The following is a 26,378-nucleotide window of genomic DNA, read 5'->3' on the forward strand; positions in this document are numbered from 1 at the left end:
CCTCCCGCTCGCTCGCACCGGCTGCTAGCTTCGAAGCCTCACACCTAACAAATGTTTGGTGGAAAGGTTGTTGAGTGCGAAGGTAGCTGATGCGTCCATGGGTGTCTCCACCTCGTTTCCGGAAAAAGGCGTCGCGCAGGTCACCGTCGATCACCCGCCGGTGAACGCGCTGCCGGTGCGCGGCTGGTTCGAGCTGGCGCAGGCGGTGCGCGCGGCGGGCCGCGACCCCGGGACCCGGTGCGTGGTGCTGGCCGCGCGGGGCCGCGGGTTCAACGCGGGCGTGGACATCAAGGAGATACAGGCGGACGGGCACGAGGCACTGCTCGGCGCCAACCGGGGCTGCGCGGAGGCCTTCGCGGCGGTCTACGAGTGCGAGACCCCGGTGGTGGCGGCCGTGCAGGGCTTCTGCCTGGGCGGCGGGATAGGCCTGGTGGGCAACGCGGACGCGATCGTGGCGAGCGAGGACGCCGTGTTCGGGCTGCCCGAGCTGGACCGCGGCGCCCTGGGCGCGGCCACCCACCTGGCGCGGCTGGTCCCGCCGCACCTGATGCGGACGCTGTACTACACCTCGCGCACGGCGACCGCGGCGCAGTTGCACGCGCACGGCTCGGTGTGGCGGGTGGTGCCGCGCGGCGCACTGCCCGAGGCGGCGCTGGACCTGGCGCGGGAGATCGCCGCGAAGGACGGCCGGCTGCTGCGCCTGGCCAAGGCAGCCATCAACGGCATCGACCCCGTCGACGTGCGGCGCAGCTACCGGCTGGAACAGGGCTTCACCTTCGAGGCCGCCCTCAGCGGGGTGGCCGACCGGGTCCGTGACACCTTCGGGAAGGAGGGTGCGGGCAGTGACTGACAAGACGATGACCGCCGACGAGGCCGTCTCCCGGCTGGCCAGCGGCATGACCGTGGGCATCGGCGGGTGGGGTGCGCGGCGCAAGCCGATGGCCCTGGTCAGGGCGGTGCTGCGGAGCGGGATCGACGACCTGACGGTGGTCTCCTACGGCGGCCCGGACGTCGGGATGCTGGCGGCGGCCGGCCGGATCCGCAAGCTGGTGACGGCCTTCGTGACCCTCGACTCCGTCCCGCTGGAACCGCACTACCGGGCGGCACGCGAGCGCGGGGCCTTCGAGCTGGCGGAGGTGGACGAGGGCATGTTCATGTGGGGCCTGCGCGCGGCCGCCGACCGGCTGCCGTTCCTGCCGGTGCGCGCGGGGCTCGGCTCGGACGTCATGCGGGTCAACCCGGGCCTGCGGACGGTGACGTCGCCGTACGACGACGGGGAGACGCTCGTGGCGATGCCGGCCCTGCGCCTGGACGCGGCCCTGGTCCACGTCAACCGCGCCGACCGGCTGGGCAACGGGCAGTATCTGGGCCCGGACCCGTACTTCGACGACCTGTTCTGCGCGGCGGCGGACACCGCCTACGTCTCCTGCGAGCAGATCGTGGACACGGCCGAGCTGACGAAGGCCGCGGCCGTCCAGTCGCTGCTGCTGAAGCGGCTGTACGTGACGGGGGTGGTGGAGGCGCCGGGCGGTGCGCACTTCACCTCCTGCGCGCCCGACCACGGGCGGGACGAGGACTTCCAGCGGCTGTACGCGAGGACCCCGTGGCCGGAGTTCGCCGAGCGGTTCCTGTCCGGGGACGAGCAGGCCTACCGGTCCGCGGTGCGCGACTGGCGTGAGGAGCGGGGCTGATGGACGTTCTGCGTGCCGACTACTGCGTCATCGCCTGCGCCGAGGCCTGGCGCGGCTCCGGCGAGATCCTGGCCAGTCCGATGGGACTGATCCCCTCCCTGGGCGCCCGGCTGGCCCGGCTCACCTTCGCGCCCGACCTGCTGCTGACCGACGGCGAGGCGCTGCTGGTCGGTCCGGACGGCACCCCCGAGGGCTGGCTGCCCTACCGCCAGCACCTCGCGCTGGTCGCCGGGGGCCGCCGGCACGTGATGATGGGCGCCAGCCAGCTCGACCGGTTCGGCAACCAGAACATCTCGGCCATCGGCGACTGGTCCCGGCCCCGCCGCCAACTGCTCGGGGTGCGCGGAGCGCCCCTGAACACGCTGAACAACCCGACCAGTTACTGGGTGCCGAAGCACTCGCGGCGGGTGTTCGTGGCCAAGGTCGACATGGTGTGCGGGGTGGGGTACGACCGGGTGGCCCGGCACCCGGGCACGGAGCGCTTCCACCGCATCCCGCGGGTCGTCACCGACCTCGGCGTCCTCGACTTCGAGACGCCGGACCGCTCGATGCGGCTGGCCGCGCTCCATCCGGGGGTGACCGTCGATCAGGTGCGGGAGGCCACCGGCTTCGCGCTCGCCGTTCCTGACGAGGTGCCGCGCACCCGGGAACCGGACGCGGAGGAGCTGCGGCTGCTCCGCGAGGTGCTGGATCCGGCCGGCACGCGGGCGAAGGAGGTCGCGGGCTGATGGAGACCGCGCTCACCCGGCTGGTCGGGGTCCGGCATCCGGTGGTGCAGACGGGGATGGGCTGGGTGGCGGGCCCCCGCCTGGTCTCCGCGGCGGCCAACGCCGGCGCCCTGGGCATCCTGGCCTCCGCCACGATGACCCTCGACCAGTTGCGGGCCGCGATCGCCGAGGTGCGGTGCCGTACGGACGCCCCGTTCGGGGTGAACCTGCGGGCGGACGCGGCCGACGCCGGCGACCGGGTGCGGCTGATCGTCGACGGGGGTGTGCGGGTGGCGTCCTTCGCGCTCGCCCCCTCCCCCGGGCTGATCGCCGAACTGAAGGCGGCGGGCGTGCTGGTGATCCCCTCCGTGGGGGCGCGGCGGCACGCCGAGAAGGTCGCGGCCTGGGGCGCGGACGCGGTGATCGTGCAGGGCGGTGAGGGCGGCGGCCACACCGGCGAGGTGGCGACGAGCGTGCTGCTGCCGCAGGTGGTGGACGCGGTGCGGATACCGGTGGTGGCCGCCGGAGGGTTCTTCGACGGGCGGGGGCTGGTGGCGGCGCTGGCCTACGGGGCGGCGGGGGTGGCGATGGGCACCCGGTTCCTGCTCACCTCGGACTCGACGGTGCCGGACGCGGTGAAGGCGAGGTATCTGGCGGCGACGGTCAAGGACGTCACGGTGACCAGGGCGGTGGACGGCCTGCCGCACCGGATGCTGCGCACCCCGCTGGTCGACTCCCTGGAGAACACCGGCCGGACGCGGCGACTGCTGCGGGCCGTCCGCCACGCGGCCGTCTTCCGCCGCCTCTCCGGCCTGACCTGGCGGCAGCTGACCCGCGACGGACTCGCCCTGCGGCACGGCAAGGACCTCTCCTGGAGCCAGCTGCTGCTCGCCGCCAACACCCCGATGCTGCTCAGATCGGCGATGGTGGACGGCCGCACGGACCTCGGGGTGATGGCGTCCGGGCAGGTCGCCGGGGTGATCGACGACCTGCCGTCGTGCGCGGAGCTGGTGGCGCGTGTCATGGAGGAGGCGGACGAGGTGGTGCGGGAGCTGACGGGCCTCAGAGCCGTTCGATGATCGTCACGTTCGCCTGGCCGCCGCCCTCGCACATCGTCTGGAGTCCGAACCGGCCGCCGGTGCGCTCCAGTTCGTGCAGGAGGGTGGTCATCAGCCGGACGCCGGTGGCGCCGAGCGGGTGGCCGAGGGCGATCGCGCCGCCGTTGACGTTGACCCTGGCGGGGTCGGCGCCGGTCTCCTTGAGCCAGGCGAGGACGACCGGGGCGAAGGCCTCGTTGATCTCGACGAGGTCGACGGCGTCGATGGTGAGGCCGGTCCTCTTCAGGGCGTGCGCGGTGGCCGGGATGGGCGCGGACAGCATCCGGATGGGGTCCTCGCCGCGGGCGGAGAGGTGGTGGACGCGGGCGCGGGGGCGCAGTCCGTGGGCGCGGACGGCCCGTTCGGAGGCGAGCAGCAGCGCGGCGGCGCCGTCGGAGACCTGGGAGGAGCAGGCGGCGGTGATGGTGCCGCCGTCGACGACGGGGTTCAGGGCGGCCATCTTCTCCAGGGAGGTGTCGCGGCGCGGGCCCTCGTCCACGGCGACCGAGCGGTAGGGCACGATCTCGCGTTCGAAGCGGCCCTCGTCGATGGCGCGCAGCGCCCTGCGGTGGGAGTTCAGGGCGAACTCCTCCTGGTCGCGGCGGCTGATGCCCCACGTGGCGGCGATCATCTCGGCGCCGGCGAACTGGTTGACGGGCTGCCGGCCGTACCGGGCGCGCCAGCCCTCGCTGCCGAGGAAGGGGCCCTCGGTGAGCCCGAGCGGCTCGGCGGCCTGCCGGGAGGCGAAGGCGATCGGGATCTGGGACATGTTCTGGACACCGCCGGCGACCACCAGGTCCTGGGTGCCGGAGAGCACGGCCTGCGCGGCGAAGTGCACGGCCTGCTGCGAGGAACCGCACTGCCGGTCGACGGTGACGCCCGGCACCTCCTCGGGCAGTCCGGCCGCCAGCCAGCAGGTGCGGGCGATGTCACCGGCCTGCGGTCCGACCGCGTCGAGGCAGCCGAAGACGACGTCCTCGACGGCGGCCGGGTCGATGCCCGACCGCTCGACCAGCGCGGTCAGCACATGGGCGCCGAGGTCGGCCGGGTGGACCCCGCTCAGTCCGCCCCGGCGGCGCCCGACGGGTGTGCGGACCGCTTCGACTATGTAGGCCTCGGCCATATCGGCGACTCCCTCGGCAGAAAGGGGCTTTCAGCGAATGGGTGGGCTATGTGCGGACGGCGATCCCGTCCAGGACCATGGACAGGTACTGCCGGGCGATCTCCTCCGGGCTGTGCTGTCCGCCGGGCCGGTACCAGGAGGCGGCGACCCACACGGTGTCGCGCACGAACCGGTAGGTGAGGCGGACGTCGAGGTCGGCGCGGAAGACGCGCGCGGCGACCCCGTGCTCCAGCGTGGCCAGCCACGCCTTCTCGAACTTGCGCTGGGACTCGGCGAGGAAGGCGAACCTCTCCTGCGCGACCAGCTGTCTGCTCTCCTTCTGGTAGATCGCCACGGCGGCGCGGTGCCGGTCGATCTCCCGGAAGGACTCGGTGACCAGGGCTTCGAGGGTCTCGCGGGGACCGAGCCCGGCGTCCAGGACGGTGTCGTAGCCGTCCCACAGCTCGTCGAGGAAGGTCCGCAGGATCTCCTCCAGCATCGATTCCTTGGAGTCGAAGTGGTAGTAGAGGCTGCCCGCGAGCATGCCCGCGTGGTCCGCGATCTTGCGCACGGTGGTGGCGTTGTAGCCCTGTTCGGCGAAGACCTCGGCGGCGGTCTCGAGGAGTTCGCGGCGCCGGGCGGGGGCGGCGGTCACCTGGGGCTTCTTCTTGGTCGGCACGGGTCCATTCTGGTCCTACGGGTGCTGGCTGCTGACGGAGACGACCTCTCCGGTGAGGTACGAGGAGTAGCCGGACGCCAGGAAGACGATCGTGTTGGCCACCTCCCAGGGCTCGGCGTACCGCCCGAAGGCCTCGCGCGCGGTCAGCTCCGCGAGCAGGCCGGCGGAGGTCACCTTCACCAGGTGCGGGTGCATGGCGAGGCTGGGCGCCACGGCGTTGACCCGCACGCCGTACGCGGCCGCCTCGACCGCCGCGCACCGGGTCAGTGCCATCACGCCGGCCTTGGCGGCGGCATAGTGGGCCTGTCCGGCCTGGGCGCGCCAGCCGACGACGGAGGAGTTGTTGACGACGACGCCGCCTCGGCCGCTGTCGCGGAAGTGCCGCAGGGCGGCGCGCAGGCAGCGGAAGGTGCCGTTGAGCGTGACGTCCAGGACTTTCGACCACTGTGCGTCGTCCATGTCGACCAGGGCCGAAGTGCCGCCCAGTCCGGCGTTGTTGACGACGATGTCGAGCCGGCCGTGGTCCCGTACGGCGGTCTCGAACAGGGCGCGCACCTGCCGTTCGTCGGTCACGTCGCAGGGCACGGCGGTGACCGCGCCCGGATGCGTGACGGACAGTTCGGCCTCGTACTCCTTCAGGCGGCGCGCGTGCGCGTCGCTGATCAGGACGCGCGCGCCCTCCTCCAGGAAGCGGCGCGCGGTGGCACCGCCGATCCCGGCCCCGGCCGCCGCGGTCACGACGGCGGTGCGCCCCGTCAGCAGCCCGTGCGCGGGCACGTACTCCGGACTCTCGACGCCTGTCATGGGCCCACGCTAACCTACCAAACACTTGTTAGGGAAGGATGGTGACGGCGACCGTGGACCTCACCCACACCCCGGCCGACGAGGAGTTCCGCGCCGAGGCCCGCGCCTGGCTCGCGCGGCACGTGCCCGACCCCGCGCCGCCCTCCCTGGAGACCGCGGAGGGCTTCGCGGCGCACCGCGCCTGGGAGGCCGAACTGGCCGCGGACCGCTGGTCGGTGGTGAACTGGCCGGAGCGGTACGGCGGCCGGGACGCGGGGCTGGTCCGCTGGCTGGTCTTCGAGGAGGAGTACCACGCGGCGGGCGCGCCGGGCCGGGTCGGGCAGAACGGCGTCAGCCTGCTCGCACCGGTCCTCTTCGCCCACGGCACCGAGGAGCAGCGGGCGCGGGTGCTGCCGCCGATGGCCACCGGCGAGGTGGTCTGGGCGCAGGCCTGGTCCGAGCCCGAAGCCGGTTCCGACCTGGCCTCCCTCACCTCCAGGGCGGTGCGCACGGACGGCGGCTGGCTGCTGAGCGGCCTCAAGACCTGGTCGTCGCGGGCCGCGTTCGCGGACCGCGCGTTCGGCCTGTTCCGCAGCGATCCCGACGCGCCGAAGCGTCATCAGGGGCTCACCTACCTGATGTTCGACCTGCGCGCCCCGGGGGTGACGGTCCGTCCGATCGGCCGCCTCGACGGGAAACCGGCGTTCGCGGAGCTGTTCCTGGACGAGGTGTTCGTCCCCGACGAGGACGTGCTCGGCCGCCCCGGCCAGGGCTGGCGGATCGCGATGTCGACGGCCGCCAACGAACGGGGGCTGACGCTGCGGTCCCCCGGCCGGTTCCTGGCCGCCGCCGACCGGCTGCAAGACCTGTGGCGGGCGCGCGGCGAACCGGAGGCGGCCGCGGCCGCGGTGGCCGACGCCGTCGTCGGTGCCCGCGCCTACCAGCTCTTCACCTACGCGGCCGCCGCCCGCTTCCTGGACGGCGAGGAACTCGGCCCGGAGTCCAGCCTGAACAAGGTGTTCTGGTCCGAGCTGGACCTGGCGCTGCACGAGACGGCGCTGGACCTGCTCGGCGCGGAGGGCGAGTCGGCGGACACCCCGTGGTCCGAGGGATACGTCTTCTCCCTCGCCGGGCCCGTCTACGCGGGCACCAACGAGATCCAGCGGGACATCATCGCCGAGCGGCTGCTCGGCCTGCCGAAGGGACGCCGTTGACATGCGCTTCCGCCTCGACACCGAGCAGCGGGACTTCGCCGGCGCCCTGCGCGGGCTGCTGACGGCGGCGGACACCCCGGCGGTGGTACGCGACTGGAGCCGCGGCGAGCGGACGGGCGGGCGGGCGCTGTGGAGCCGGCTCGGCGCGGCCGGGGTGTTCGGGCTCGCGGTGCCGGAGGAATACGGCGGGGCGGGCCACCGGCCCGTCGAACTCGCCCTGGCCTTCGTCGAGCTGGGGCGGTTCGCGGTGCCGGGGCCGCTGGCGGAGACGGTGGCGGCCGCGGTGCTGCTCGACGACGGCGCGGGCCTCGCCCGGCGGTTCCTGCCCGGGATCGCCTCGGGCGGGACGGTGGCGACGGTGGCGTTCGAGCAGCACGGGTACGGACCCGCGCTGGACGGGGACGCGGCCGACGTACGGCTCGCGGCGGCGCCGGAGGGCATGCGGCTGTCCACCGGCGCCGGGGCGGTACGCAGGTCCCTGGACCCGGCCCGCCGGCTCGCCCCGCTGCTGCCGGTCGGCGAGCTGCTGCGCGCGGACCCGCCGTGGGCCCTGGCGGGGACCTGGGCCCGGCTGGCGACGGCCGCGCAGGCGCTGGGGGTCGGACTGGCGCTGCTCGACACGACGGTGGCGTACGTCGGGCAGCGGACCCAGTTCGGCGTGCCCGTCGGGTCGTTCCAGGCGGTGAAGCACCGGCTGGCCGACGTGAAGATCGCGCTGGAGTTCGCCCGGCCGATGGTCCTCGGGGCGGCGGTCACGATGACCGCGCGGGACGTGGCCGCGGCGAAGCTGACGGCGTGCGAGGCGGCGTACGCGAGTGCGCGGGCCGCGCTGCACCTGCACGGGGCGATCGGCTACACCGCGGAGTACGACCTGTCGTTGTGGCTGACGAAGGCGCGGGCGCTGCGGGGGGCCTGGGGGACGCCGCGGGAGTGCCGGGCGGACGTCCTGGGAGGCGGTGGCCGAGCCGGGGGCCGCGCTAGTGGTGGTCCCCGCTCGTGAGCTCCTTGTACTCCTCCCGCGTCGGCTTCGGGATGTGGGTGTCCGGGCCGTACATGCCCTTGGCCAGGCTCGCGCGCATCCGCTGGAGGAGGGTGACCTTGCGGCGCACCCCGTTCGCGTCCTCCTGCGGGCCGATCTCGTACGGCGGGTTCTGCTCGTGCTGGGTGAGGACGAACAGGCTGCCCTGGCTGAGGGGTTCGTGGACCTCGATGTACTCGCCGTGCGGCAGCAGCTTGATGAGGCCGGTCTCCCTGCCGTGCAGCACCTTGTCGCGGTCCCGGCGCTGCAGGCCGAGGCAGATCCGTTTGGTGGTGACGAAGGCGAGGACGGGCACGACGAAGACGGAGATCCGGACGAACCAGGTGATCGCGTTGATGGAGAGGTGGAGATGGGTGGCGACGACGTCGTTGCCGCCGCCGATCAGCAGCACGAAGTACACGCTGAGCCAGGCCACGCCGAGGCCGGTGCGGACGGGGGTGTTGCGCGGCCGGTCGAGGATGTGGTGCTCGCGTCTGTCGCCGGTGATCCACGCCTCGATGAACGGGTAGACGCCGATGGCCAGCAGGAAGAGCGGGAAGACCGAGAAGGGGATGAAGACGCCCAGTTCCAGGGTGTGGCCCCAGGCGTTGATCTCCCAGCCGGGCATGACACGGATCAGGCCCTCGGAGAAGCCGAGGTACCAGTCGGGCTGCGCGCCGGTGGTCACCAGGTCCGGCCGGTAGGGCCCGAAGGCCCACACCGGGTTGATGGTGGCGACGGCGCCGATGATCGCGAGGATGCCGAAGGTGAGGAAGAAGAAGCCGCCGGCCTTGGCCATGTAGACCGGCAGGAACGGCATGCCGACGACGCTCTTCTGGTCGTGTCCGGGCCCGGGGTACTGGGTGTGCTTGTGGTAGAAGACCAGGATCAGGTGGGCCACCACCAGGCCCAGCATGATCCCGGGCAGCAGCAGGACGTGGATCGGGAAGAACCGGGAGATGATGTCGTGGCCCGGGAACTCGCCGCCGAACAGGAAGAACGAGATGTACGAGCCGACGATCGGGATCGACAGGATCGCGCCGTCGGCGAACCGGACGCCGGTGCCGGAGAGCAGGTCGTCCGGGAGCGAGTAGCCGGTCAGGCCCGTGAGGATGGCGAGGAACAGCAGCGTCCAGCCGAACAGCCAGTTGACCTCGCGCGGCTTGCGGAAGGCGCCGGTGAAGAACACCCGCATCATGTGGACGAGCATGCCGGCGACGAAGACCAGCGCCGCCCAGTGGTGGATCTGCCGGATCAGCAGTCCGCCGCGCACGTCGAAGCTGATGTGCAGCGTCGACTCGTACGCCTTGGTCATGATGATGCCGTTCATCGGCTCGTAGGAGCCGTGGTAGACGACCTCGGCGCCGCTGGGCTCGAAGAACAGGGTGAGGTAGATGCCCGTGAGGATCAGGATGAGGAAGCTGTAGAGGCAGACCTCACCGAGCATGAAGGACCAGTGGTCCGGGAACACCTTGCGCATGTTGGCCTTGGCCAGGCCGTATATCCCGAGCCGTCCGTCGGCCCAGTCCGCGAGCCGCTCGCCGTTGCCCGGCGGGTTCGCCCTGTCGGCCGAACTTCCCACCCGTACCGAGCCGTTCACCGTTCGTGCCGCGTCGTCCATACGTCGCGTCGCCTCCCCGCCGGATCACCCCTCAGGGTGGCACGCCGGAGCGCTACAGCCAACGGGGCGACGTAAAGTCAGCCGGGCCGGTCCGGGCTCAGCCGCCCCGCACGATGCCGGCCGACCGCGCCGCCGCCAGCCACTGCGGGAACTCCGCGACGAGACGGTCGCACAGCTCGCCGTCCGGGACCTTCCCCGGGTCCGAACCGGCGTGGAAGAAACCCGCGTTGTCCACCACGCGCTTTCCCGGCACCGCCAGTTCGTCGAGCTTGCGCAGGAAGTCGAACTGTCTGCTGTGCGGATCGCCGAAGCCGACGAACTGCCAGAACAGCGGCAGCCGGGCCGCCTTGCACAGATAGCGTTCGGCGGCGGGCTTGCTCACCGGGCCGCCGTCGGTCTGGAAGACGACCAGGGCGGGTTCGGTGGCGCCGCTGTCCAGGTAGTGGTCGATGACGGCGTCCATGGCCAGGTGGTAGCTGGTCTTCCCCATGTGCCCGAGCCCGGCCGCGATCTTCCCGATCCGGCCCTGGTGCGCGGCGAGTTCGATGTCGGCGACCGCGTCGACGTCGGTGGAGAAGAAGACCACGGGCACCCGGCCGTCGTCGTCCAGGTGCGCGGAGAGCCCGAGGACCCGGTCGGCGAGGGCCTGCACGCTGCCGTCGTCGTAGTACGGCTTCATGGAACCGGAGTAGTCGACGACGAGGTACACGGCGGCACGCAGCCCGTCGAGTCCGTGCTTGGTGAGGGAGATCCCGGCGGAGCGGTAGGCGCCGACCAGCGCGGGCGCGGTCTCCTCCACCTTGCTGAGACTGATCGCGGCCATGCCCTGCTCCCCCTCGCCCTGGTTCAGGAGGCCGAGGCTACTCGACCGCGGAAATGCGGCGGCGCCTGCCCATTCGTCCGGTCGGGGACTGTGGGGCAGGCGCCGTCACTGTTCCGTACGCCTTTGTACGGGAGTCTCTTCGGGTGGGTCAGACCAGCAGGGAGCGGTCCGTCGGGCGGATCGGGGCCGGGAGGTCGCTCGCTCCGGTCAGGAAGCGGTCGACGCCCTTGGCGGCCGAGCGGCCCTCCGCGATCGCCCAGACGATCAGGGACTGGCCGCGGCCCGCGTCACCGGCGACGAAGACGCCGGGCACGTTGGTCTGGAAGTCGGCGTCGCGGGCGACGTTGCCGCGCTCGTCGAGGTCGAGACCGAACTGCTCGACCAGGCCGTTGGCCCGGTCGGTGCCGGTGAAGCCCATGGCGAGGGTGACCAGCTGGGCCGGGATCCGGCGCTCGGTGCCCGGCGTCGGGGTCAGCTTGCCGTCGATGAACTCCACCTCGGTCAGGTGCAGCCACTGGACGTTGCCGTCCTCGTCGCCCTCGAAGTGGGTGGTGGAGACGGCGTAGACCCGCTCGCCGCCCTCCTCGTGCGCCGAGGTGACCTTGTAGAGCATCGGGAAGGTCGGCCACGGCTGGTGCGGCGCGCGGTCCTCGCCCGGCCGGGGCATGATCTCCAGCTGGGTGACCGAGGCCGCGCCCTGGCGGTGGGCGGTGCCCACGCAGTCGGCGCCGGTGTCGCCGCCGCCGATGACGACGACGTGCTTGCCCTCGGCCGAGATGGGCGAGACCACGTAGTCGCCCTCCTGGACCTTGTTGGACAGCGGCAGGTACTCCATCGCCTGGTGGACGCCGTTCAGCTCCCGCCCGGGGACCGGCAGGTCACGGGCGGTCGTGGCACCGGCGGCGATCACGACCGCGTCGTACCGCTTCCTCAGGTCGGTCGCCTTGAGGTCGACGCCGATCTCGACGCCGGTGCGGAAGCGGGTGCCCTCCGCGCGCATCTGCTCGATACGCCGGTTGATGTGCCGCTTCTCCATCTTGAACTCGGGGATGCCGTAGCGGAGCAGGCCGCCGACGCGGTCGGCGCGCTCGTAGACGGCGACCGTGTGGCCGGCCCGGGTCAGCTGCTGGGCGGCGGCGAGGCCCGCCGGGCCCGAGCCGATCACGGCGACGGTCTTGCCGGACAGGCGCTCGGGGGCCTGCGGGGCGACGGTGCCCGCGTCCCACGCCTTGTCGATGATCGAGACCTCGACGTTCTTGATGGTGACGGCCGGCTGGTTGATGCCGAGCACGCACGCCGACTCGCACGGCGCCGGGCACAGCCGGCCGGTGAACTCCGGGAAGTTGTTGGTGGCGTGCAGGCGCTCGGAGGCGGCCGTCCAGTCCTCGCGGTAGGCGAAGTCGTTCCACTCGGGGATCAGGTTCCCGAGCGGACAGCCGTTGTGGCAGAACGGGATGCCGCAGTCCATGCACCGGCTGGCCTGCTTGCTGATGATCGGCAGCAGCGAGCCGGGGACGTAGACCTCGTTCCAGTCCTGGACGCGCTCGGTGACGGGACGGGTCCGGGCGACCTCACGGCCGTGGTTCAGGAAGCCCTTCGGGTCAGCCATTGGTCGCCGCCTCCATCATCTTCTCGGTGATCTCGGTCTCGGAGAGACCCGCTCGCTCGGCGGCGTCCTTGGCGGCGAGCACTGCCTTGTACGTGCTGGGGATGATCTTGCTGAACCGCCGGGCGGCCGCGTCCCAGTCGGCGATCAGCTTCTCGGCGACGGTGGAGCCGGTCTCCTCGGCGTGCCGGCGCACCACGTCGTGCAGCCACTGCCGGTCCGCGTCGTCCAGGGCCTCGACGGCGTCCACGTTGCCCACGTTGACGTTGTCCCGGTCGAGGTCGATGACGTAGGCGATGCCGCCGGACATGCCGGCCGCGAAGTTGCGGCCCGTCTCGCCGAGAACCACCGCGTGGCCGCCGGTCATGTACTCGCAGCCGTGGTCGCCGACGCCCTCGGAGACCACCAGCGCACCGGAGTTGCGGACGCAGAACCGCTCGCCGGTCCGGCCGCGCAGGAACAGCTCGCCGCCGGTCGCGCCGTAGGCGATGGTGTTCCCGGCGATCGTGGAGTACTCGGCGAGGTGGTCGGCTTCGCGGTCGGGCCGCACGATGATCCGGCCGCCGGACAGGCCCTTGCCGACGTAGTCGTTGGCGTCGCCCTCCAGGCGGAGGGTGACACCGCGCGGCAGGAACGCGCCGAAGGACTGGCCGGCCGAGCCCGTGAAGGTGATGTCGATGGTGTCGTCGGGCAGACCGGCGCCGCCGAACTTCTTCGTCACCTCGTGGCCGAGCATGGTGCCGACCGTCCGGTTGATGTTGCGGACCTTGATCTGGGCGCGCACCGGCTGGGCGTCGGTGGCGCTGGAGGCGGCCAGGGCGTCCGAGGCGAGCTTGATCAGCTCGTTGTCCAGGGCCTTCTCCAGGCCGTGGTCCTGGGCGACGGTCCGGTGCAGGGCGGCGCCCTCGGGCAGCTCGGGCACGTGGAAGAGCGGGGTCAGGTCCAGGCCCTGCGCCTTCCAGTGGTTCACGGCACGGGTGACGTCGAGCGTCTCGGCGTGGCCGACGGCCTCCTCGATGGAGCGGAAGCCCAGCTCGGCGAGGATCTCGCGGACCTCCTCGGCGATGAACCGGAAGAAGTTCACGATGTACTCGGCCTTGCCGGAGAAGCGGTCGCGCAGCACCGGGTTCTGGGTGGCGACGCCGACCGGACAGGTGTCGAGGTGGCAGACGCGCATCATGATGCAGCCGGAGACGACGAGCGGCGCGGTGGCGAAACCGAACTCCTCGGCGCCGAGCAGCGCGGCGATCACGACGTCCCGGCCGGTCTTCAGCTGGCCGTCGGTCTGCACCACGATCCGGTCCCGCAGGCCGTTGAGGAGCAGGGTCTGCTGGGTCTCGGCGAGGCCCAGCTCCCAGGGACCGCCGGCGTGCTTCAGCGACGTCAGCGGCGAGGCGCCGGTGCCGCCGTCGTGGCCGGAGATGAGCACGACGTCCGCGTGGGCCTTGGAGACGCCCGCGGCGACCGTGCCGACGCCGACCTCCGAGACCAGCTTGACGTGGATCCGCGCCTGCGGATTCGCGTTCTTGAGGTCGTGGATCAGCTGGGCCAGGTCCTCGATGGAGTAGATGTCGTGGTGCGGCGGCGGCGAGATGAGGCCGACGCCCGGGGTGGAGTGCCGGGTCTTGGCGACCCACGGGTAGACCTTGTGGCCGGGCAGCTGGCCGCCCTCGCCGGGCTTGGCGCCCTGGGCCATCTTGATCTGGATGTCGTCGGCGTTGACCAGGTACTCGGAGGTCACGCCGAAGCGGCCGGAGGCGACCTGCTTGATGGCGCTGCGCCGGGCCGGGTCGTACAGCCGCTCCGGGTCCTCGCCGCCCTCGCCGGTGTTGGACTTGCCGCCCAGCTGGTTCATGGCGATGGCGAGGGTCTCGTGGGCCTCGCGCGAGATGGAGCCGTAGGACATGGCACCGGTGGAGAACCGCTTGACGATCTCGGAGACCGGCTCGACCTCGTCGACGGGGATCGACGGGCGGTCGCTCGTGAAGCCGAAGAGGCCGCGGAGCGTCATCAGCCGCTCGGACTGCTCGTTCACGCGGTCCGTGTACTTCTTGAAGATGTCGTAGCGGTTGGCGCGGGTCGAGTGCTGGAGGCGGAAGACCGTCTCCGGGTCGAACAGGTGCGGCTCGCCCTCGCGGCGCCACTGGTACTCGCCGCCTATGTCCAGGGTGCGGTGGGCCGGCGCGATGCCGGAGGCCGGGTAGGCCTTGGCGTGGCGGGCGGCCACCTCCTTGGCGATGACGTCGATGCCGACGCCGCCGATCTTGGTTGCGGTGCCGTTGAAGTACTTCTCGACGAAGGCGGTGTCGAGGCCGACGGCCTCGAAGACCTGAGCGCCGCGGTAGGAGGCGACGGTGGAGATGCCCATCTTGGACATGACCTTCAGGACGCCCTTGCCGAGGGCGTAGATCAGGTTGCGGATGGCCTGCTCGGACTCCATGCCCGGCAGGAAGGTGCCCGCGCGGGTCAGGTCCTCGACGGACTCCATGGCCAGGTACGGGTTGACGGCGGCGGCGCCGAACCCGATCAGCAGGGCCACGTGGTGGACCTCGCGGACGTCACCGGCCTCGACGAGCAGGCCCACGTGGGTGCGCTGCTTGGTGCGGATGAGGTGGTGGTGGACGGCCGCGGTGAGCAGCAGCGAGGGGATCGGGGCGTGCTCGGCGTCCGAGTGCCGGTCCGACAGGACGATCAGCCGGGCGCCGTTGCCGATGGCCGCGTCGGCCTCGGCGCAGATCTCCTCGATCCGCGCGGCGAGCGAGTCGCCGCCGCCGGAGACCCGGTACAGGCCGGACAGGGTCGCGGCCTTGAAGCCGGGCATGTCGCCGTCGGCGTTGATGTGGATGAGCTTGGCCAGCTCGTCGTTGTCGATCACCGGGAAGGGCAGCACGACCGAGCGGCAGGAGGCGGCGTTCGGGTCGAGCAGGTTGCCGGCCGGGCCGAGGGAGGAGCGCAGCGAGGTGACGAGCTCTTCCCGGATCGCGTCCAGCGGCGGGTTGGTGACCTGCGCGAACAGCTGGGTGAAGTAGTCGAAGAGCAGGCGCGGGCGCTCGCTCAGCGCGGCGATGGGCGAGTCGGTGCCCATGGAGCCGATCGGCTCGGCGCCGGCCTTGGCCATGGGCGCCAGGAGGACGCGCAGCTCCTCCTCGGTGTAGCCGAAGGTCTGCTGGCGGCGGGTGACCGAGGCGTGGGTGTGCACGATGTGCTCGCGCTCGGGCAGGTCGCCCAGCTCGATCTCGCCGGCTTCCAGCCACTCCTCGTAGGGCTGGGCGGCGGCGAGGCCGGCCTTGATCTCGTCGTCCTCGATGATGCGGTGCTCGACGGTGTCGACGAGGAACATCCGGCCGGGCTGCAGCCGGCCCTTGCGGACCACCTTGGCGGGGTCGATGTCCAGGACGCCGACCTCGGAGCCGAGGACGACCAGGCCGTCGTCGGTGACCCAGTAGCGTCCGGGCCGCAGACCGTTGCGGTCGAGAACGGCGCCGACCTGGGAGCCGTCGGTGAAGGTGACGCAGGCGGGGCCGTCCCAGGGCTCCATCATCGTGGAGTGGTAGCCGTAGAAGGCGCGCCGGGCCGGGTCCATGGAGTCGTGGTTCTCCCACGCCTCCGGGATCATCATCAGCACGGAGTGCGGCAGCGAGCGCCCGCCGAGGTGCAGGAGTTCCAGCACCTCGTCGAAGGAGGCCGAGTCGGAGGCGTCGGGCGTGCAGATCGGGAAGACCCGGTCCAGCTTCTCCTGGGGGCCGAACAGGTCGGAGACGAGCTGCGACTCGCGGGCCCGCATCCAGTTGCGGTTGCCCTTGACGGTGTTGATCTCACCGTTGTGCGCGACGAACCGGTAGGGGTGGGCGAGCGGCCACGACGGGAAGGTGTTCGTGGAGAACCGGGAGTGCACGAGCGCGATCGCGGATGCGAAGCGACGGTCGGACAGGTCCGGGAAGAAGGGCTCCAGCTGGCCGGTGGTCAGCATGCCCTTGTAGACGATCGTCCGGGCGGACAGCGACGGGAAGTAGACGCCCGCCTCGCGCTCGGCGCGCTTGCGCAGCACGAACGCCCTGCGGTCCAGCGCGATGCCCTCGCTGGCGTGGTCGGTGACGAAGACCTGCCGGAAGACCGGCATGGTGGAGCGGGCGGTGGCGCCGAGCAGGCCCGGGGCGACCGGGACCTCGCGCCAGCCGAGGACGGTCAGGCCCTCCTCCGCCGCGATCGTCTCGATCCGTGAGACGGCGTCCTCGGTGTCGTCCTCGGGCAGGAAGGCGATTCCGACGGCGTAGGAACCGGCCGCCGGCAGCTCGAATCCGGCCACCTCGCGGAAGAAGGCGTCGGGCACCTGGGAGAGCAGGCCCGCACCGTCGCCGGAGTCCGGCTCGGAGCCGGTCGCGCCGCGGTGCTCCAGGTTGCGCAGAACCGTGAGCGCCTGCTCGACCAGCGCGTGGCTCGCCTCGCCGGTGAGGGTGGCCACGAAGCCGACGCCGCAGGCGTCGTGCTCGTCGCGGGGGTCGTACATACCCTGCGCAGCAGGGCGAGCATCCATGAACGACCAGTTCAGGCCATTCGTGGAGTGCTGGGACGGCTGGCGCGGCGTACGCATCGGCTCTCCCGTCGTCGTCAGTGGCATATAGCAGGTGCCGAGGGACGACGCTGGCCCTCTGCGTTTTTGTAGCGAAATTTCACGCAGGTTACATGATGAAGCGGTTCTCGGGAACTGGATACATCGTTCCAACATGCGGACGCCGTAGGGGTTTACGGCGAGGTACCGCTCACGCGGTGAAGGTGATGGGGGACCGATCCGGACAGATCCGTGTCCATAGGTCCGCAGGGGCGGGGGTGAGCGTCGCCGACACCCCACAGGTACACGTCAGGCTCCCTTGCCTGCGGTGCTTACGGCTCATGCCCAGTGGTTAAGCATTCGAAACCAGCGAGTAACGGCTACTTATGCAAGCCAGTGCATAAGTAGCGGTCCACCTATCCTACGGCCGTCCCGAACAGGCTGCCCAGGGCATAGGTCACACCGGCCGCGGCACCGCCGAGCGCCAGCTGCCGCAGACCGCTGAACCACCAGGTCCGCGCGGTCACCTTGGCCACCACGGCACCGCAGCCGAACAGCCCCACGAAGGCGAGCAGCAGGGCGGGCCACAGAGCGGTGGCGCCGAGCAGGTACGGAAGCACCGGCAGCAGCGCGCCGAGCGCGAACGAGCCGAACGAGGACACCGCGGCGACCAGGGGCGACGGCAGGTCGCCGGGGTCGATGCCGAGCTCCTCGCGGGCGTGTATCTCCAGCGCCTGCTCCGGGTCGGCGGACAGCTGCCGGGCGACCTCCCTGGCGAGCGGCGCCTCGACCCCCCGCGCCTCGTACAGCGCGGCCAGTTCGGCCTCCTCGTCCTGCGGGTGCCTGCGCAGCTCCCTGCGCTCCACGTCCAGCTCCGCCTCGACCAGTTCGCGCTGGGAGGCGACGGAGGTGTACTCGCCGGCGGCCATGGAGAAGGCTCCGGCGGCCAGGCCCGCGAGCCCCGTGATGACGATGGTCTGATGACTGACGGCTCCGCCGGCGACACCGGTGATCAGGGCGAGGTTGGAGACGAGCCCGTCCATGGCACCGAAGACGGCGGGCCTCAGCCATCCTCCGTTCACGTCCCGGTGCGTGTGGTTGTCGCGGTGCGCCTCGTGCAGCGTCGCCTGGGTCTCGATGACGGCCATGCGGATCCCCCAAAGATCTCGAAACAGGTCTGGAACGGCCTCGAATAAGCTGAGGCAAAGCTAAGTCTGGACTGATTCCATCTTTTGACAACATCAACAGTACGCCCCGGCATTCCCCGCCGCCAGCAAGGAAAGGCTCGGCTAACCTGCGGCTTTACGTTTCTACGCTCACCTGTGCGATAGGCCGCACAAATGTCGACCGGGTGATGTGAGGCCTTTGAGGCTGCGGTCAACCGCCGTTGGTGGGACACATCCGCAAACGGTTCCGCGCCCCGGCGCGGAACCCCTCCCGGAGAGGTCCGCCCATGTCATCGATCGTCTGCACCCCGCCGGTCCCCGCCCCCGAAGAGCGCCCCTCACCCCTGCACGACCGGGGCCGGGGCGCACTGCTGGGCCTGGCCGTGGGCGACGCGCTGGGGGCGCCGGCGGAGAACATGAAGCCCTCCGAGATCCGCGCCCGCTGGGGCCGCATCACGGGATACGTCACCGACACCCCGGCCGGCACCGACGACACCGAGTACGCGATCTTCTCCGGTCTGCTGCTCGCCCGCCACGGCTCGGCCCTCACCACCGCGCACGTCGAAGCGGCCTGGCACGAGTGGATCGCCGACCGCGCCGAGGGACCCTTCAAGGGCGCCGGCTTCAGCGAGCGCGGCACCCTGGAGAACCTCCGCCGCGGCCTAGCCGCCCCGATCTCCGCCCAGCACCGGCACGCCTGGAGCGACGGCCTGGCCATGCGGGCGGCGCCGTTCGGCGTCTTCGCGGCGGGCCGTCCCGCCGAGGCGGCCCGGCTGGTCGCGATCGACGGTTCGGTGAGCCACGAGGGCGAGGGCATCTACGGCGGCCAGGCGGTGGCCGCGGGCGTGGCGGCGGCCATGGCGGGCGCACCGCCGACCGCGGTGGTGGCGGCCGCGCTGGCGGTGGTGCCGGACGACTCGTGGACGGCCCGCTCCCTGCGCCGGGCGGTCTCGGTCGCCCACCGGGGTGAACGGGCGGTCCGCTCGGCGGTCGTCATCGGCGGCTACCCGTGGACGGACCTGGCCCCGGAGGCGGTGGCCCTGGCCTTCGGCGCCTACGCGGCGGCGGACGGCGACTTCCGGGACGCGGTGCTGACCGCCGTCAACATGGGCCGCGACGCGGACACCACCGCGGCGGTGGCCGGGGCGCTGGCGGGAGCGACCCAGGGAGCGGCGGCGATCCCCGGGGACTGGGCCGCGGCCATCGGCCCGGCCCGCGGCAGCTGCCTCCCCTCGATGGCGGGACAGCACGTGCTGGAGGTCGCGGACCTGCTCACCGGCGCGGCGCGCACCCGCCCCGCGGCACCGCAGCTCCCGCCGGCCGGGGCCCGCCCCACGGCCCCGGCGGCACCCACCGGCGCCGCCTCGCTCCCGGCGGACCCCTTCACCGAGCCGCACCCCGCCGTGACCCCCGCCCCGGCGCCCGAGCCGCACCCCGTGGCGCCGGCGTCACCTCCCGGCACCGCCCTGCTCCCGGCCGGCCCGTCCGCCGAGCCCCTGCCCGCCGTGGCCGCGGCTCCGGCCGCCGAGTCGCCCGGCGGCTGGGCGAAGGACTGGGGTGTGACGGGCCCGAGCCCCCTGGAGGACGAGAGCCGCGAGGGACAGCGGTGAAGCGGCGCCGTATCGAGGGGCTGCTGCTGGGGCTTGCCGCGGGAGACGCCGCCGGCTGGCCCGCCGCCCGCCACCGCGCCGCCCGGATGCCGGAGTGGACCCGCCGCCTCACCAGGGAACTCGACACCTTCGCCGAACAGAACGCGACCACCACCCTGCCCGTCCCCATCGCCCTGAACCAGCCTCCCGAGCCGCTGCGCCTCGGCCCCTCCGACGACGCCGAGTGGGCGGCCTTCGCCGCGGAGGCCGTCCTGCGCGCCGGTGACGACACCGCCCTCGCCGACCTCAGCCGGGAGCTGCGCACCCGCGCCGCCATCGACCTCACCTGGACCGCCGTCGCCTCCGAGGTCGCCGCCGCGGCCGAACGCGCCCCGGAGATCGAGTCGGCGGTGCTGCCGCTGCGGGCCCGGATCTCCGTCCGCGCCGGCCTCGGCAACCTCGCCACCGGCCTGCGCCCGCCCGCCACCGGCCACGACAACCCGCACTACTTCGACGACGCCGCCTGCGTCCGGGCCTGCGCGCTCGCGGTCGCCCACCCCGGCGACCCCCGGCGCGCCGCCGACCTCGCCGAGTTCGACGCCCGCTACACCCAGGACGGCGACGGCGTGCACGGCGCCCGCGCGATGGCGGCGGCCGTCGCGCTCGCGCTGGCCGGCGCCGAGGTGGAGACCTGCGTGGCGGCCGCGCTCGGCGAACTTCCCGAGGCCACCGAGATCGGCCGCAACGCCCGGCACGCGCTGGCCCTCACCGGCACCGCCGACACCGCGTTCGCCCTCGTACCGCTCCTCGAACACCAGATCGTCGACCACGTCTACAGCTACGGCATCGCCGCCGCCGAGACCGTCCCGGTCGCCCTCGCCCTCGCCACCGCCGCGCGCGGCCGGATCGCCGAGGCCGTCCCCGCCGCCGCCTGCCTCTCCCGGGTCGCCGACTCGGCCCCCGCCCTGGCCGGTGCGCTCACCGGCGCGCTCGGCGGCGGCGATGCGATCCCGGCGCCCTGGCGGGACGCCTGCCGCACCCTCTCCGGCTGCGCCCTCCCCCGGCTCACCGGCACCGACCTGGTGGAACTCGCCGGACTCCTGGAAGCCACACAACCGGCCCATCCGGGGGGATGATTCGGTACATGACGCCCAAAACACAACAAAGCACCGGAGCTTCGCTGGACGAACGGATCACCGGAGCCCTCGTCGGGGCCGCCGTCGGCGACGCCCTCGGCGGACCCGTCGAGGGCTACTCCCCGGACCAGATCCTGGAACGCCACGGCGGCCGCGTGCACGGTGTCGTCGGCCCCTGGAACGGCGACGCCTGGCGCACCGCCCGCCCCATCGCCCCGTACCACAAGGGCGACGGGCACGTCACCGACGACACCTTGATGACCCACGCGCTGATCCGGGTCTACGACCGCGTCCGCGACCACCTCGACGCCTACGCGATCGCCGAGCACCTGGTCCCCGACCTGATGACCGGCCCCCGCTGGATCCCGGAGCTGGAGGCCGAGACCATCCTGCTGCACCGGGTCTTCCTCGCCGAGAAGTGGCTGGCGGCCCGGCTGCACTACGGCCACGTCGACCCCCGCGAGGCCGGCACCGGCAACATCGTCAACTGCGGCGCGGCGATGTACATGGCCCCGGTCGGCCTGGTCAACGCGGCGAACCCGCGGGCCGCGTACGCCGAGGCGCTGGACGTCGCGGGCGCCCACCAGTCGTCCTACGGCAGGGAGGCGGCCGGCGTCTTCGCGGCGGCGGTGGCGGCCGCCGCCACTCCGGGGGCGACACCGGACTCCGTCGTCACCGCGTGCCTGTCGCTGGCGAAGGACGGCACGCGGGCGGCGATCGAGGCGGTCTGCGAAGCGGCCGCGCGCCACGGCGACTTCGAGTCCGCTCTCACCCCGCTCCGGCAGGCGGTCGCCCCCTACGACACGGTCGGCCCCGACTACCGCTCCCCCTCGCTCGGCGCCCGCCGTCCCTCCCGCCTCCACGCGATCGAGGAACTCCCCGTCGCCCTCGGCATGTTGCTGGTGGCCGGCGGCGACTACCGGCACGCCGTGCTCGGTTCCGTCAACTACGGCCGGGACTGCGACTCGATCGCGACGATGGCGGGCGCGATCGCCGGAGCACTGGGCTCCGCCGTACCCGAGGAATGGTCGAAGCAGGTCGCCGAGGCGAGCCGCCTGGACCTGTGGGAGCCGCCGCGCACCCTCGCCGCCGTGACCGCGGAGATCTTCGCCCGCGACACGGCGCACCGGCGCGCCCACGAGGAGTCCTTCGCCCGCCTCGGAGGCCCGAGTTGCTCCGCCTGACCTGGGTCCAGCCTGAGGACCTGCTGGGCCACGAGATCCGCCAGGCCCGGCAGGACGGCCGGGAGCCCGGCGCCGTCGAGGCACGCTGGCGGGCGGCGGGCGGCGCGGACGCCCCGGACCGGGCGGGCGCCTCGCCGGACCGGGCCTCCCGCTACCTGCGCCGCCTGGCGGAGGACCTCCTGGACGAACTCGCGGACCTGCCGAGCGGGTTGGACGAGCCGACGGATCTCGAAGCCATCCGGGCGCTGTGCCCGCAGTGGCCGTCGTACGGCCGCGCCCCGGCGGGGACCGACCGCTCGGCTCCCCGCGACCCCGGCGGGGCGCTGCCCAGCCGCGTCCCGCACACCCAGCCGCGGGCAGACGTGCCGCAGGGCGGCACGGACGGGCGCAGCGGCACGCTTCCGGCGCGGGTGAGCGCCCCCGCCCCCCGCGCCTACCAGGCCGCCTGGCTCGGCCGGGCCGTCGGATGCCTGCTCGGCAAACCCGTCGAGAAGCTCCCGCTGCACGCGATCCGCGAACTCGCCCGCGCCACCGGCAACTGGCCCCTGAACCACTACTTCACCGCCCGCGGGGTCCCCGCCGCGCTGCTCGCCGCGCATCCCTGGAACCGCCGCTCCGCGGCCACCTCCCTCGCCGAGAACATCGACGGCATGCCCGAGGACGACGACCTCAACTACCCCCTCCTCGGCCTCCTGCTGCTCCAGCGCCACGGCCGCGGCTTCACCACCTCCGACGTGGCCGCCCTGTGGCTCGACGAACTCCCCGCCGGACGCACCTTCACCGCCGAGCGCATCGCCTACCGCAACCTCCTCACCGGCGTCGAACCCCCGCACACCGCCCGCCACCGCAACCCCTTCCGCGAGTGGATCGGCGCGCTGATCCGCGCCGACGTGCACGGCTGGACCAACCCCGGCGACCCGGCCGCCGCGGCCGAGCAGGCCCACCGCGACGCCACCCTCACCCACACGGCCAACGGCGTCTACGCGGCGATGTTCACGGCGGCCGTCATCGCCACCGCCGCCGGCGGCACCCGCGACGTGCACGCCTGCCTGCGCGCGGGCCTGACGGTGGTCCCGCCCCGGTCCCGCCTGGCCCGCGCGGTCGACCGGGCGATCCGGCTGGCCGGCACCCACGACGACTTCGAGACGGTCGTGGACGAACTCCACCTCACCCACTCCCCCACCCACCACTGGGTGCACGCCGTCCCCAACACCGCGCTGATCGCCGCCGCCCTCACCCACGCGGACGGCGACTTCACCGGATCCGTCTGCCGTGCGGTGAGCGGCGGCTGGGACACCGACTCGAACGGCGCGACCGCGGGTTCCGTCGCCGGACTGCTCGCCGGCGACCCCGGCGCCCTCCCCGACCGCTGGACGGCCCCGCTCAAGAACCGGCTCGCCACCTCCGTCGGCGGCTTCGACGGCACCGACTTCGACACCCTCGCCCACCTCACCCACCTGGAGGCGACCCGCCCATGACCCAGATCGCCGTACTCGGCAGCACGAACATGGACCTCGTCGCGTACGTCGAGAGGGCCCCGCAGCTCGGCGAGACCGTGACCGGACGGGAGTTCCGCACCGTCCCCGGCGGCAAGGGCGCCAACCAGGCGATCGCCGCCGCCCGCGCCGGCGCCACCGTCTCGATGATCGGCGCCGTCGGCCACGACGCCTACGGCGTGCGGATGCGGGAGACCCTCGAACACTCCGGTGTGGACACCGACTCGCTGCGCACGATCGAGTGCCCCTCCGGCACCGCGCACATCGTCGTGGACGACGAGGGCGGCAACGCGATCGTGGTGATCCCCGGCGCGAACGGCACCGTCGACCATCTCGCCCCCGGCGACGAAGGGGTCATCGCCTCCGCCGACGCGCTCCTGCTCCAGCTGGAGATCCCGCTGCCCGCGGTCGTCGCCGGCGCCGAGGCCGCCCGCAGGCACGGCGTCCGGACCATCCTCACCCCCTCCCCCACCCGCACCCTGCCCTCCGAACTCCTCGACAACATCGACCTGCTGGTGGCCAACGAGCGGGAGGCCGCCGCGCTCGCCGACCGTGCCGACCCGCGCGACGCGGCCGCGGACCTGCTCGGCCTGGTGCCCCAGGTCGTCGTCACCCTGGGCGCGGCCGGCAGCCTCTACCTCACCCGTGACGCCGGGCCCCTGGTCATCCCGGCGCCCCGGGTGAGAGCCGTCGACTCCACGGGCGCGGGCGACACCTTCGTCGGCGCCCTCGCGGTCGCCCTGGCCGAGGAGAAACCGATCCGGGAGGCCCTGTCCTGGGCGGCGGCCGCGGCCGCGCTCGCCGTGCAACGGGAAGGCGCGTCCACGTCCATGCCCTACCGTCCGGAGATCGAGGCCCAGTACACCGCATGACTACGACACCACAGCCCCAGCCGCTCGCCGGCCTGCGCGTCCTGGACCTCGCCACCCTCTTCGCCGGCCCCCTCGCCGCGACCCTGCTCGGTGACTTCGGCGCCGAGGTCGTCAAGGTCGAGCACCCCGCCAAACCCGACCCCTCGCGCGGACACGGTCCCGCCAAGCAGGGCGTCGGCCTGTGGTGGAAGCTGCTCGGCCGCAACAAGCGGACCATCACCCTGGACCTGTCCAAGCCGGGGGGCCGCGCCACCCTGCTCCGGCTCGCCGCAGGCGCCGACGTGATCGTGGAGAACTTCCGGCCCGGCACCCTGGAGAAATGGGACCTCGGCTGGGAGGAGCTCTCCGCCGCGAACCCCCGGCTGATCCTGACCCGGGTCACCGCCTTCGGACAGTTCGGCCCCTACGCCCACCGCCCCGGATTCGGCACCCTCGCCGAGGCGATGAGCGGGTTCGCGGCGATCACCGGCGATCCGGACGCCCCGCCCACTCTGCCGCCGTTCGGGCTCGCCGACTCCATCGCGGCTCTGGCGACCGCGTACGCGGTACTGACCGCGCTGGCCGCCCGGGACCGCACCGGCGAGGGCCAGGTCGTCGACATGGCGATCATCGAACCGATCCTCACCGTCCTCGGCCCGCAGCCCACCTGGTACGACCAGCTCGGCTACGTCCAGGAGCGCACCGGCAACCGCTCGGCGAACAACGCCCCGCGCAACACCTACCGGACGGCGGACGGCACCTGGGTCGCCGTCTCCACCTCGGCCCAGTCGATCGCGGAACGCGTGATGCGGCTGGTCGGACGCCCGGACCTGATCGACCAGCCGTGGTTCGCGACCGGCGCCGACCGGGCGGCGCACTCCGACGTCCTCGACGCGGCCGTCGGCGACTGGATCGCCGTCCGCTCGCGCGCCGAGGTGCTCGCCGAGTTCGAGAAGGCGGAGGCGGCGGTGGCGCCCGTCCAGGACGTGCGGGACGTGATGGAGGACCCGCAGTACCTGGCGCTGGACACCGTCACCACCGTCCCCGACCCCGAACTGGGACCGCTGCGCATGCAGAACGTCCTCTTCCGGCTCTCCTCGACCCCCGGCGCGATCCGCTGGACGGGCCGGCCGCACGGCGCCGACACCGACGAGGTCCTCACCGAGCTGGGCCTGACCCCGGCCCAGCTGCGCGCGCTGCGCGAGGAGGGCGCCGTATGACCCCCGCGCCCTTCCCGCTGACCTGGCTGTACGTTCCCGGTGACCGGCCGCACGTGGTCGCCAAGGCGCTGGTCAGCGGGGCGGACGTGGTGGTGGTCGACCTGGAGGACGCCGTCGCCCCGGACCGCAAGGACTGCGGCCGCGCCGCCACCGCGGAACTCCTCGGCCACCCCCAGCCGGTCCCCGTGCACGTCCGGATCAACGGCCTGGACACCCCCTGGGCCGCGGCCGACCTCCAGGCCCTGCTGGGCCTGCCCGGCCTCGCCGGGCTGCGCCTGCCCAAGGTGTCAGGACCCGGTGACATCCACCAGGTCGCGGCCCGGACCGCGGCCCTCCCGCTCTACGCACTCCTGGAATCGGCCCTCGGCATCGAGCACGCCTACGCCATCGCCACCGCGCACCCGAACCTGCGGGGCGTCTCGCTCGGGGAGGCGGATCTCCAGGCCGACCTGGGGGTGTACGACGACACCGGGCTCGACTGGTCGCGGTCCCGGATCGTGGTCGCCGCACGGGCCGCCGGCCTCGCCCCGCCGCCCCAGTCGGTCCACCCGGACACCCGCGACCTCAAGGGCCTCGCCGCCTCCTGCGCCCGGGGCCGCGCCATGGGCTTCCTGGGCCGCGCCGCCATCCACCCCCGTCAGCTCCCGATCATCGAACGTGCCTACCTCCCCACCCACGCCGAACTGGAACAGGCCGAGAAGATCATCAAGGCGGCCACCACGGAGCAGGGCGCCCAGGCCCTCCCGGACGGCAGTTTCATCGACGCCGCGGTGGTGGCGACGGCGCGCAGGACCCTGTCCCTGCTGAACCGGCGCTGACCCCGGCCGGCGACCGTCGCCGGCTCGC

At 72.9% G+C, this 26,378-nt stretch carries 21 protein-coding genes; 13 read left to right on the forward strand and 8 right to left on the reverse strand.

Annotation, left to right across the window (positions count from 1 at the left end):
• Nucleotides 1–97 precede the first annotated feature (97 nt).
• Genes ACIQOE_RS01270 through ACIQOE_RS01285 form a run of 4 tightly spaced genes read left to right on the forward strand, consistent with a single transcriptional unit; the run spans nucleotide 98 to nucleotide 3,477 of the window.
• Nucleotides 98–850 carry an enoyl-CoA hydratase family protein gene (locus tag ACIQOE_RS01270; RefSeq protein WP_351325049.1) on the forward strand — a complete coding sequence of 251 codons (753 nt, stop codon included), beginning with the start codon at nucleotides 98–100 and terminating at the stop codon, nucleotides 848–850.
• Nucleotides 843–1,691 carry a CoA-transferase gene (locus ACIQOE_RS01275; protein ID WP_365570071.1) on the forward strand — a complete coding sequence of 283 codons (849 nt, stop codon included), beginning with the start codon at nucleotides 843–845 and terminating at the stop codon, nucleotides 1,689–1,691. The genes ACIQOE_RS01270 and ACIQOE_RS01275 overlap by 8 nt, the downstream gene beginning before the upstream one ends.
• A complete protein-coding gene (locus tag ACIQOE_RS01280; protein ID WP_401408871.1) occupies nucleotides 1,691–2,419 on the forward strand; it encodes a CoA-transferase subunit beta in 729 nt (242 codons plus the stop codon). The genes ACIQOE_RS01275 and ACIQOE_RS01280 overlap by 1 nt, the downstream gene beginning before the upstream one ends.
• Nucleotides 2,419–3,477, forward strand: coding sequence for an NAD(P)H-dependent flavin oxidoreductase (locus ACIQOE_RS01285; protein WP_401408874.1), 1,059 nt, complete (start codon nucleotides 2,419–2,421; stop codon nucleotides 3,475–3,477). Before ACIQOE_RS01280 ends, ACIQOE_RS01285 begins: the two co-directional genes overlap by 1 nt.
• On the opposite strand, the gene ACIQOE_RS01290 is transcribed toward ACIQOE_RS01285, so the two are convergent.
• Genes ACIQOE_RS01290 through ACIQOE_RS01300 form a run of 3 tightly spaced genes read right to left on the reverse strand, consistent with a single transcriptional unit; the run spans nucleotide 3,461 to nucleotide 6,080 of the window.
• Nucleotides 3,461–4,618 (reverse strand): acetyl-CoA C-acetyltransferase, encoded by a 1,158-nt coding sequence (locus ACIQOE_RS01290; protein WP_399008444.1) that lies wholly within the window; start codon nucleotides 4,616–4,618, stop codon nucleotides 3,461–3,463. The genes ACIQOE_RS01285 and ACIQOE_RS01290 overlap by 17 nt on opposite strands.
• Nucleotides 4,619–4,664: 46 nt before the next feature.
• Nucleotides 4,665–5,276, reverse strand: coding sequence for a TetR/AcrR family transcriptional regulator (locus tag ACIQOE_RS01295; protein ID WP_351325055.1), 612 nt, complete (start codon nucleotides 5,274–5,276; stop codon nucleotides 4,665–4,667).
• Between the two features lie 15 nt (nucleotides 5,277–5,291).
• The gene (locus ACIQOE_RS01300) at nucleotides 5,292–6,080 is read right to left on the reverse strand and encodes an SDR family oxidoreductase (RefSeq protein ID WP_351325056.1); all 789 of its coding nucleotides are present in this window, start codon (nucleotides 6,078–6,080) and stop codon (nucleotides 5,292–5,294) included.
• Nucleotides 6,081–6,133: 53 nt separating this feature from the next.
• Between ACIQOE_RS01300 and ACIQOE_RS01305 the strand changes: the two genes are divergently transcribed.
• Nucleotides 6,134–7,273 carry an acyl-CoA dehydrogenase family protein gene (locus ACIQOE_RS01305; RefSeq protein ID WP_401410066.1) on the forward strand — a complete coding sequence of 380 codons (1,140 nt, stop codon included), beginning with the start codon at nucleotides 6,134–6,136 and terminating at the stop codon, nucleotides 7,271–7,273.
• Between the two features lies 1 nt (nucleotide 7,274).
• The gene (locus ACIQOE_RS01310; RefSeq protein WP_399008442.1) at nucleotides 7,275–8,273 is read left to right on the forward strand and encodes an acyl-CoA dehydrogenase family protein; all 999 of its coding nucleotides are present in this window, start codon (nucleotides 7,275–7,277) and stop codon (nucleotides 8,271–8,273) included.
• Here ACIQOE_RS01310 and ACIQOE_RS01315 read toward each other — a convergent pair.
• From ACIQOE_RS01315 to ACIQOE_RS01335, 5 genes are all read right to left on the reverse strand, one after another.
• A complete protein-coding gene (locus ACIQOE_RS01315) occupies nucleotides 8,251–9,912 on the reverse strand; it encodes a cytochrome bc complex cytochrome b subunit (RefSeq protein WP_362639269.1) in 1,662 nt (553 codons plus the stop codon). The genes ACIQOE_RS01310 and ACIQOE_RS01315 overlap by 23 nt on opposite strands.
• Nucleotides 9,913–10,009: 97 nt before the next feature.
• The gene (locus ACIQOE_RS01320; protein ID WP_401408880.1) at nucleotides 10,010–10,735 is read right to left on the reverse strand and encodes a VWA domain-containing protein; all 726 of its coding nucleotides are present in this window, start codon (nucleotides 10,733–10,735) and stop codon (nucleotides 10,010–10,012) included.
• A gap of 148 nt (nucleotides 10,736–10,883) precedes the next feature.
• A complete protein-coding gene (locus ACIQOE_RS01325) occupies nucleotides 10,884–12,344 on the reverse strand; it encodes a glutamate synthase subunit beta (RefSeq protein WP_401408883.1) in 1,461 nt (486 codons plus the stop codon).
• Complete coding sequence (gltB, locus tag ACIQOE_RS01330) at nucleotides 12,337–16,932, reverse strand: glutamate synthase large subunit (protein ID WP_399008440.1); 4,596 nt, start codon at nucleotides 16,930–16,932, stop codon at nucleotides 12,337–12,339. Before gltB ends, ACIQOE_RS01325 begins: the two co-directional genes overlap by 8 nt.
• Before the next feature lie 374 nt (nucleotides 16,933–17,306).
• Nucleotides 17,307–18,038: a VIT1/CCC1 transporter family protein gene (locus tag ACIQOE_RS01335; RefSeq protein WP_363013709.1), complete on the reverse strand. Its 732-nt coding sequence runs from the start codon at nucleotides 18,036–18,038 to the stop codon at nucleotides 17,307–17,309.
• Between the two features lie 305 nt (nucleotides 18,039–18,343).
• Between ACIQOE_RS01335 and ACIQOE_RS01340 the strand changes: the two genes are divergently transcribed.
• From ACIQOE_RS01340 to ACIQOE_RS01370, 7 genes are read left to right on the forward strand one after another with little or no spacing between them, the layout of a single operon-like run.
• A complete protein-coding gene (locus ACIQOE_RS01340) occupies nucleotides 18,344–19,666 on the forward strand; it encodes an ADP-ribosylglycohydrolase family protein (RefSeq protein ID WP_401408886.1) in 1,323 nt (440 codons plus the stop codon).
• Nucleotides 19,663–20,781, forward strand: a complete 1,119-nt coding sequence (locus ACIQOE_RS01345; protein WP_399008438.1) for an ADP-ribosylglycohydrolase family protein — start codon at nucleotides 19,663–19,665, stop codon at nucleotides 20,779–20,781. Before ACIQOE_RS01340 ends, ACIQOE_RS01345 begins: the two co-directional genes overlap by 4 nt.
• An 8-nt stretch (nucleotides 20,782–20,789) precedes the next feature.
• A complete protein-coding gene (locus ACIQOE_RS01350) occupies nucleotides 20,790–21,965 on the forward strand; it encodes an ADP-ribosylglycohydrolase family protein (RefSeq protein ID WP_362639279.1) in 1,176 nt (391 codons plus the stop codon).
• On the forward strand, nucleotides 21,953–23,443 hold the full coding sequence (locus ACIQOE_RS01355) for an ADP-ribosylglycohydrolase family protein (RefSeq protein WP_401408890.1): 1,491 nt from the start codon (nucleotides 21,953–21,955) through the stop codon (nucleotides 23,441–23,443). The genes ACIQOE_RS01350 and ACIQOE_RS01355 overlap by 13 nt, the downstream gene beginning before the upstream one ends.
• On the forward strand, nucleotides 23,440–24,333 hold the full coding sequence (gene rbsK, locus ACIQOE_RS01360; RefSeq protein ID WP_365555316.1) for a ribokinase: 894 nt from the start codon (nucleotides 23,440–23,442) through the stop codon (nucleotides 24,331–24,333). Before ACIQOE_RS01355 ends, rbsK begins: the two co-directional genes overlap by 4 nt.
• The gene (locus ACIQOE_RS01365; protein ID WP_351325076.1) at nucleotides 24,330–25,532 is read left to right on the forward strand and encodes a CoA transferase; all 1,203 of its coding nucleotides are present in this window, start codon (nucleotides 24,330–24,332) and stop codon (nucleotides 25,530–25,532) included. Before rbsK ends, ACIQOE_RS01365 begins: the two co-directional genes overlap by 4 nt.
• Nucleotides 25,529–26,350 carry a CoA ester lyase gene (locus tag ACIQOE_RS01370; RefSeq protein ID WP_351325078.1) on the forward strand — a complete coding sequence of 274 codons (822 nt, stop codon included), beginning with the start codon at nucleotides 25,529–25,531 and terminating at the stop codon, nucleotides 26,348–26,350. Before ACIQOE_RS01365 ends, ACIQOE_RS01370 begins: the two co-directional genes overlap by 4 nt.
• The last annotated feature ends 28 nt before the right edge of the window (nucleotides 26,351–26,378 follow it).

Source organism: Streptomyces sp. NPDC091282 (genome assembly GCF_044757385.1).
In the GTDB taxonomy this organism is placed as follows: Bacteria; Actinomycetota; Actinomycetes; order Streptomycetales; family Streptomycetaceae; genus Streptomyces; species Streptomyces gramineus.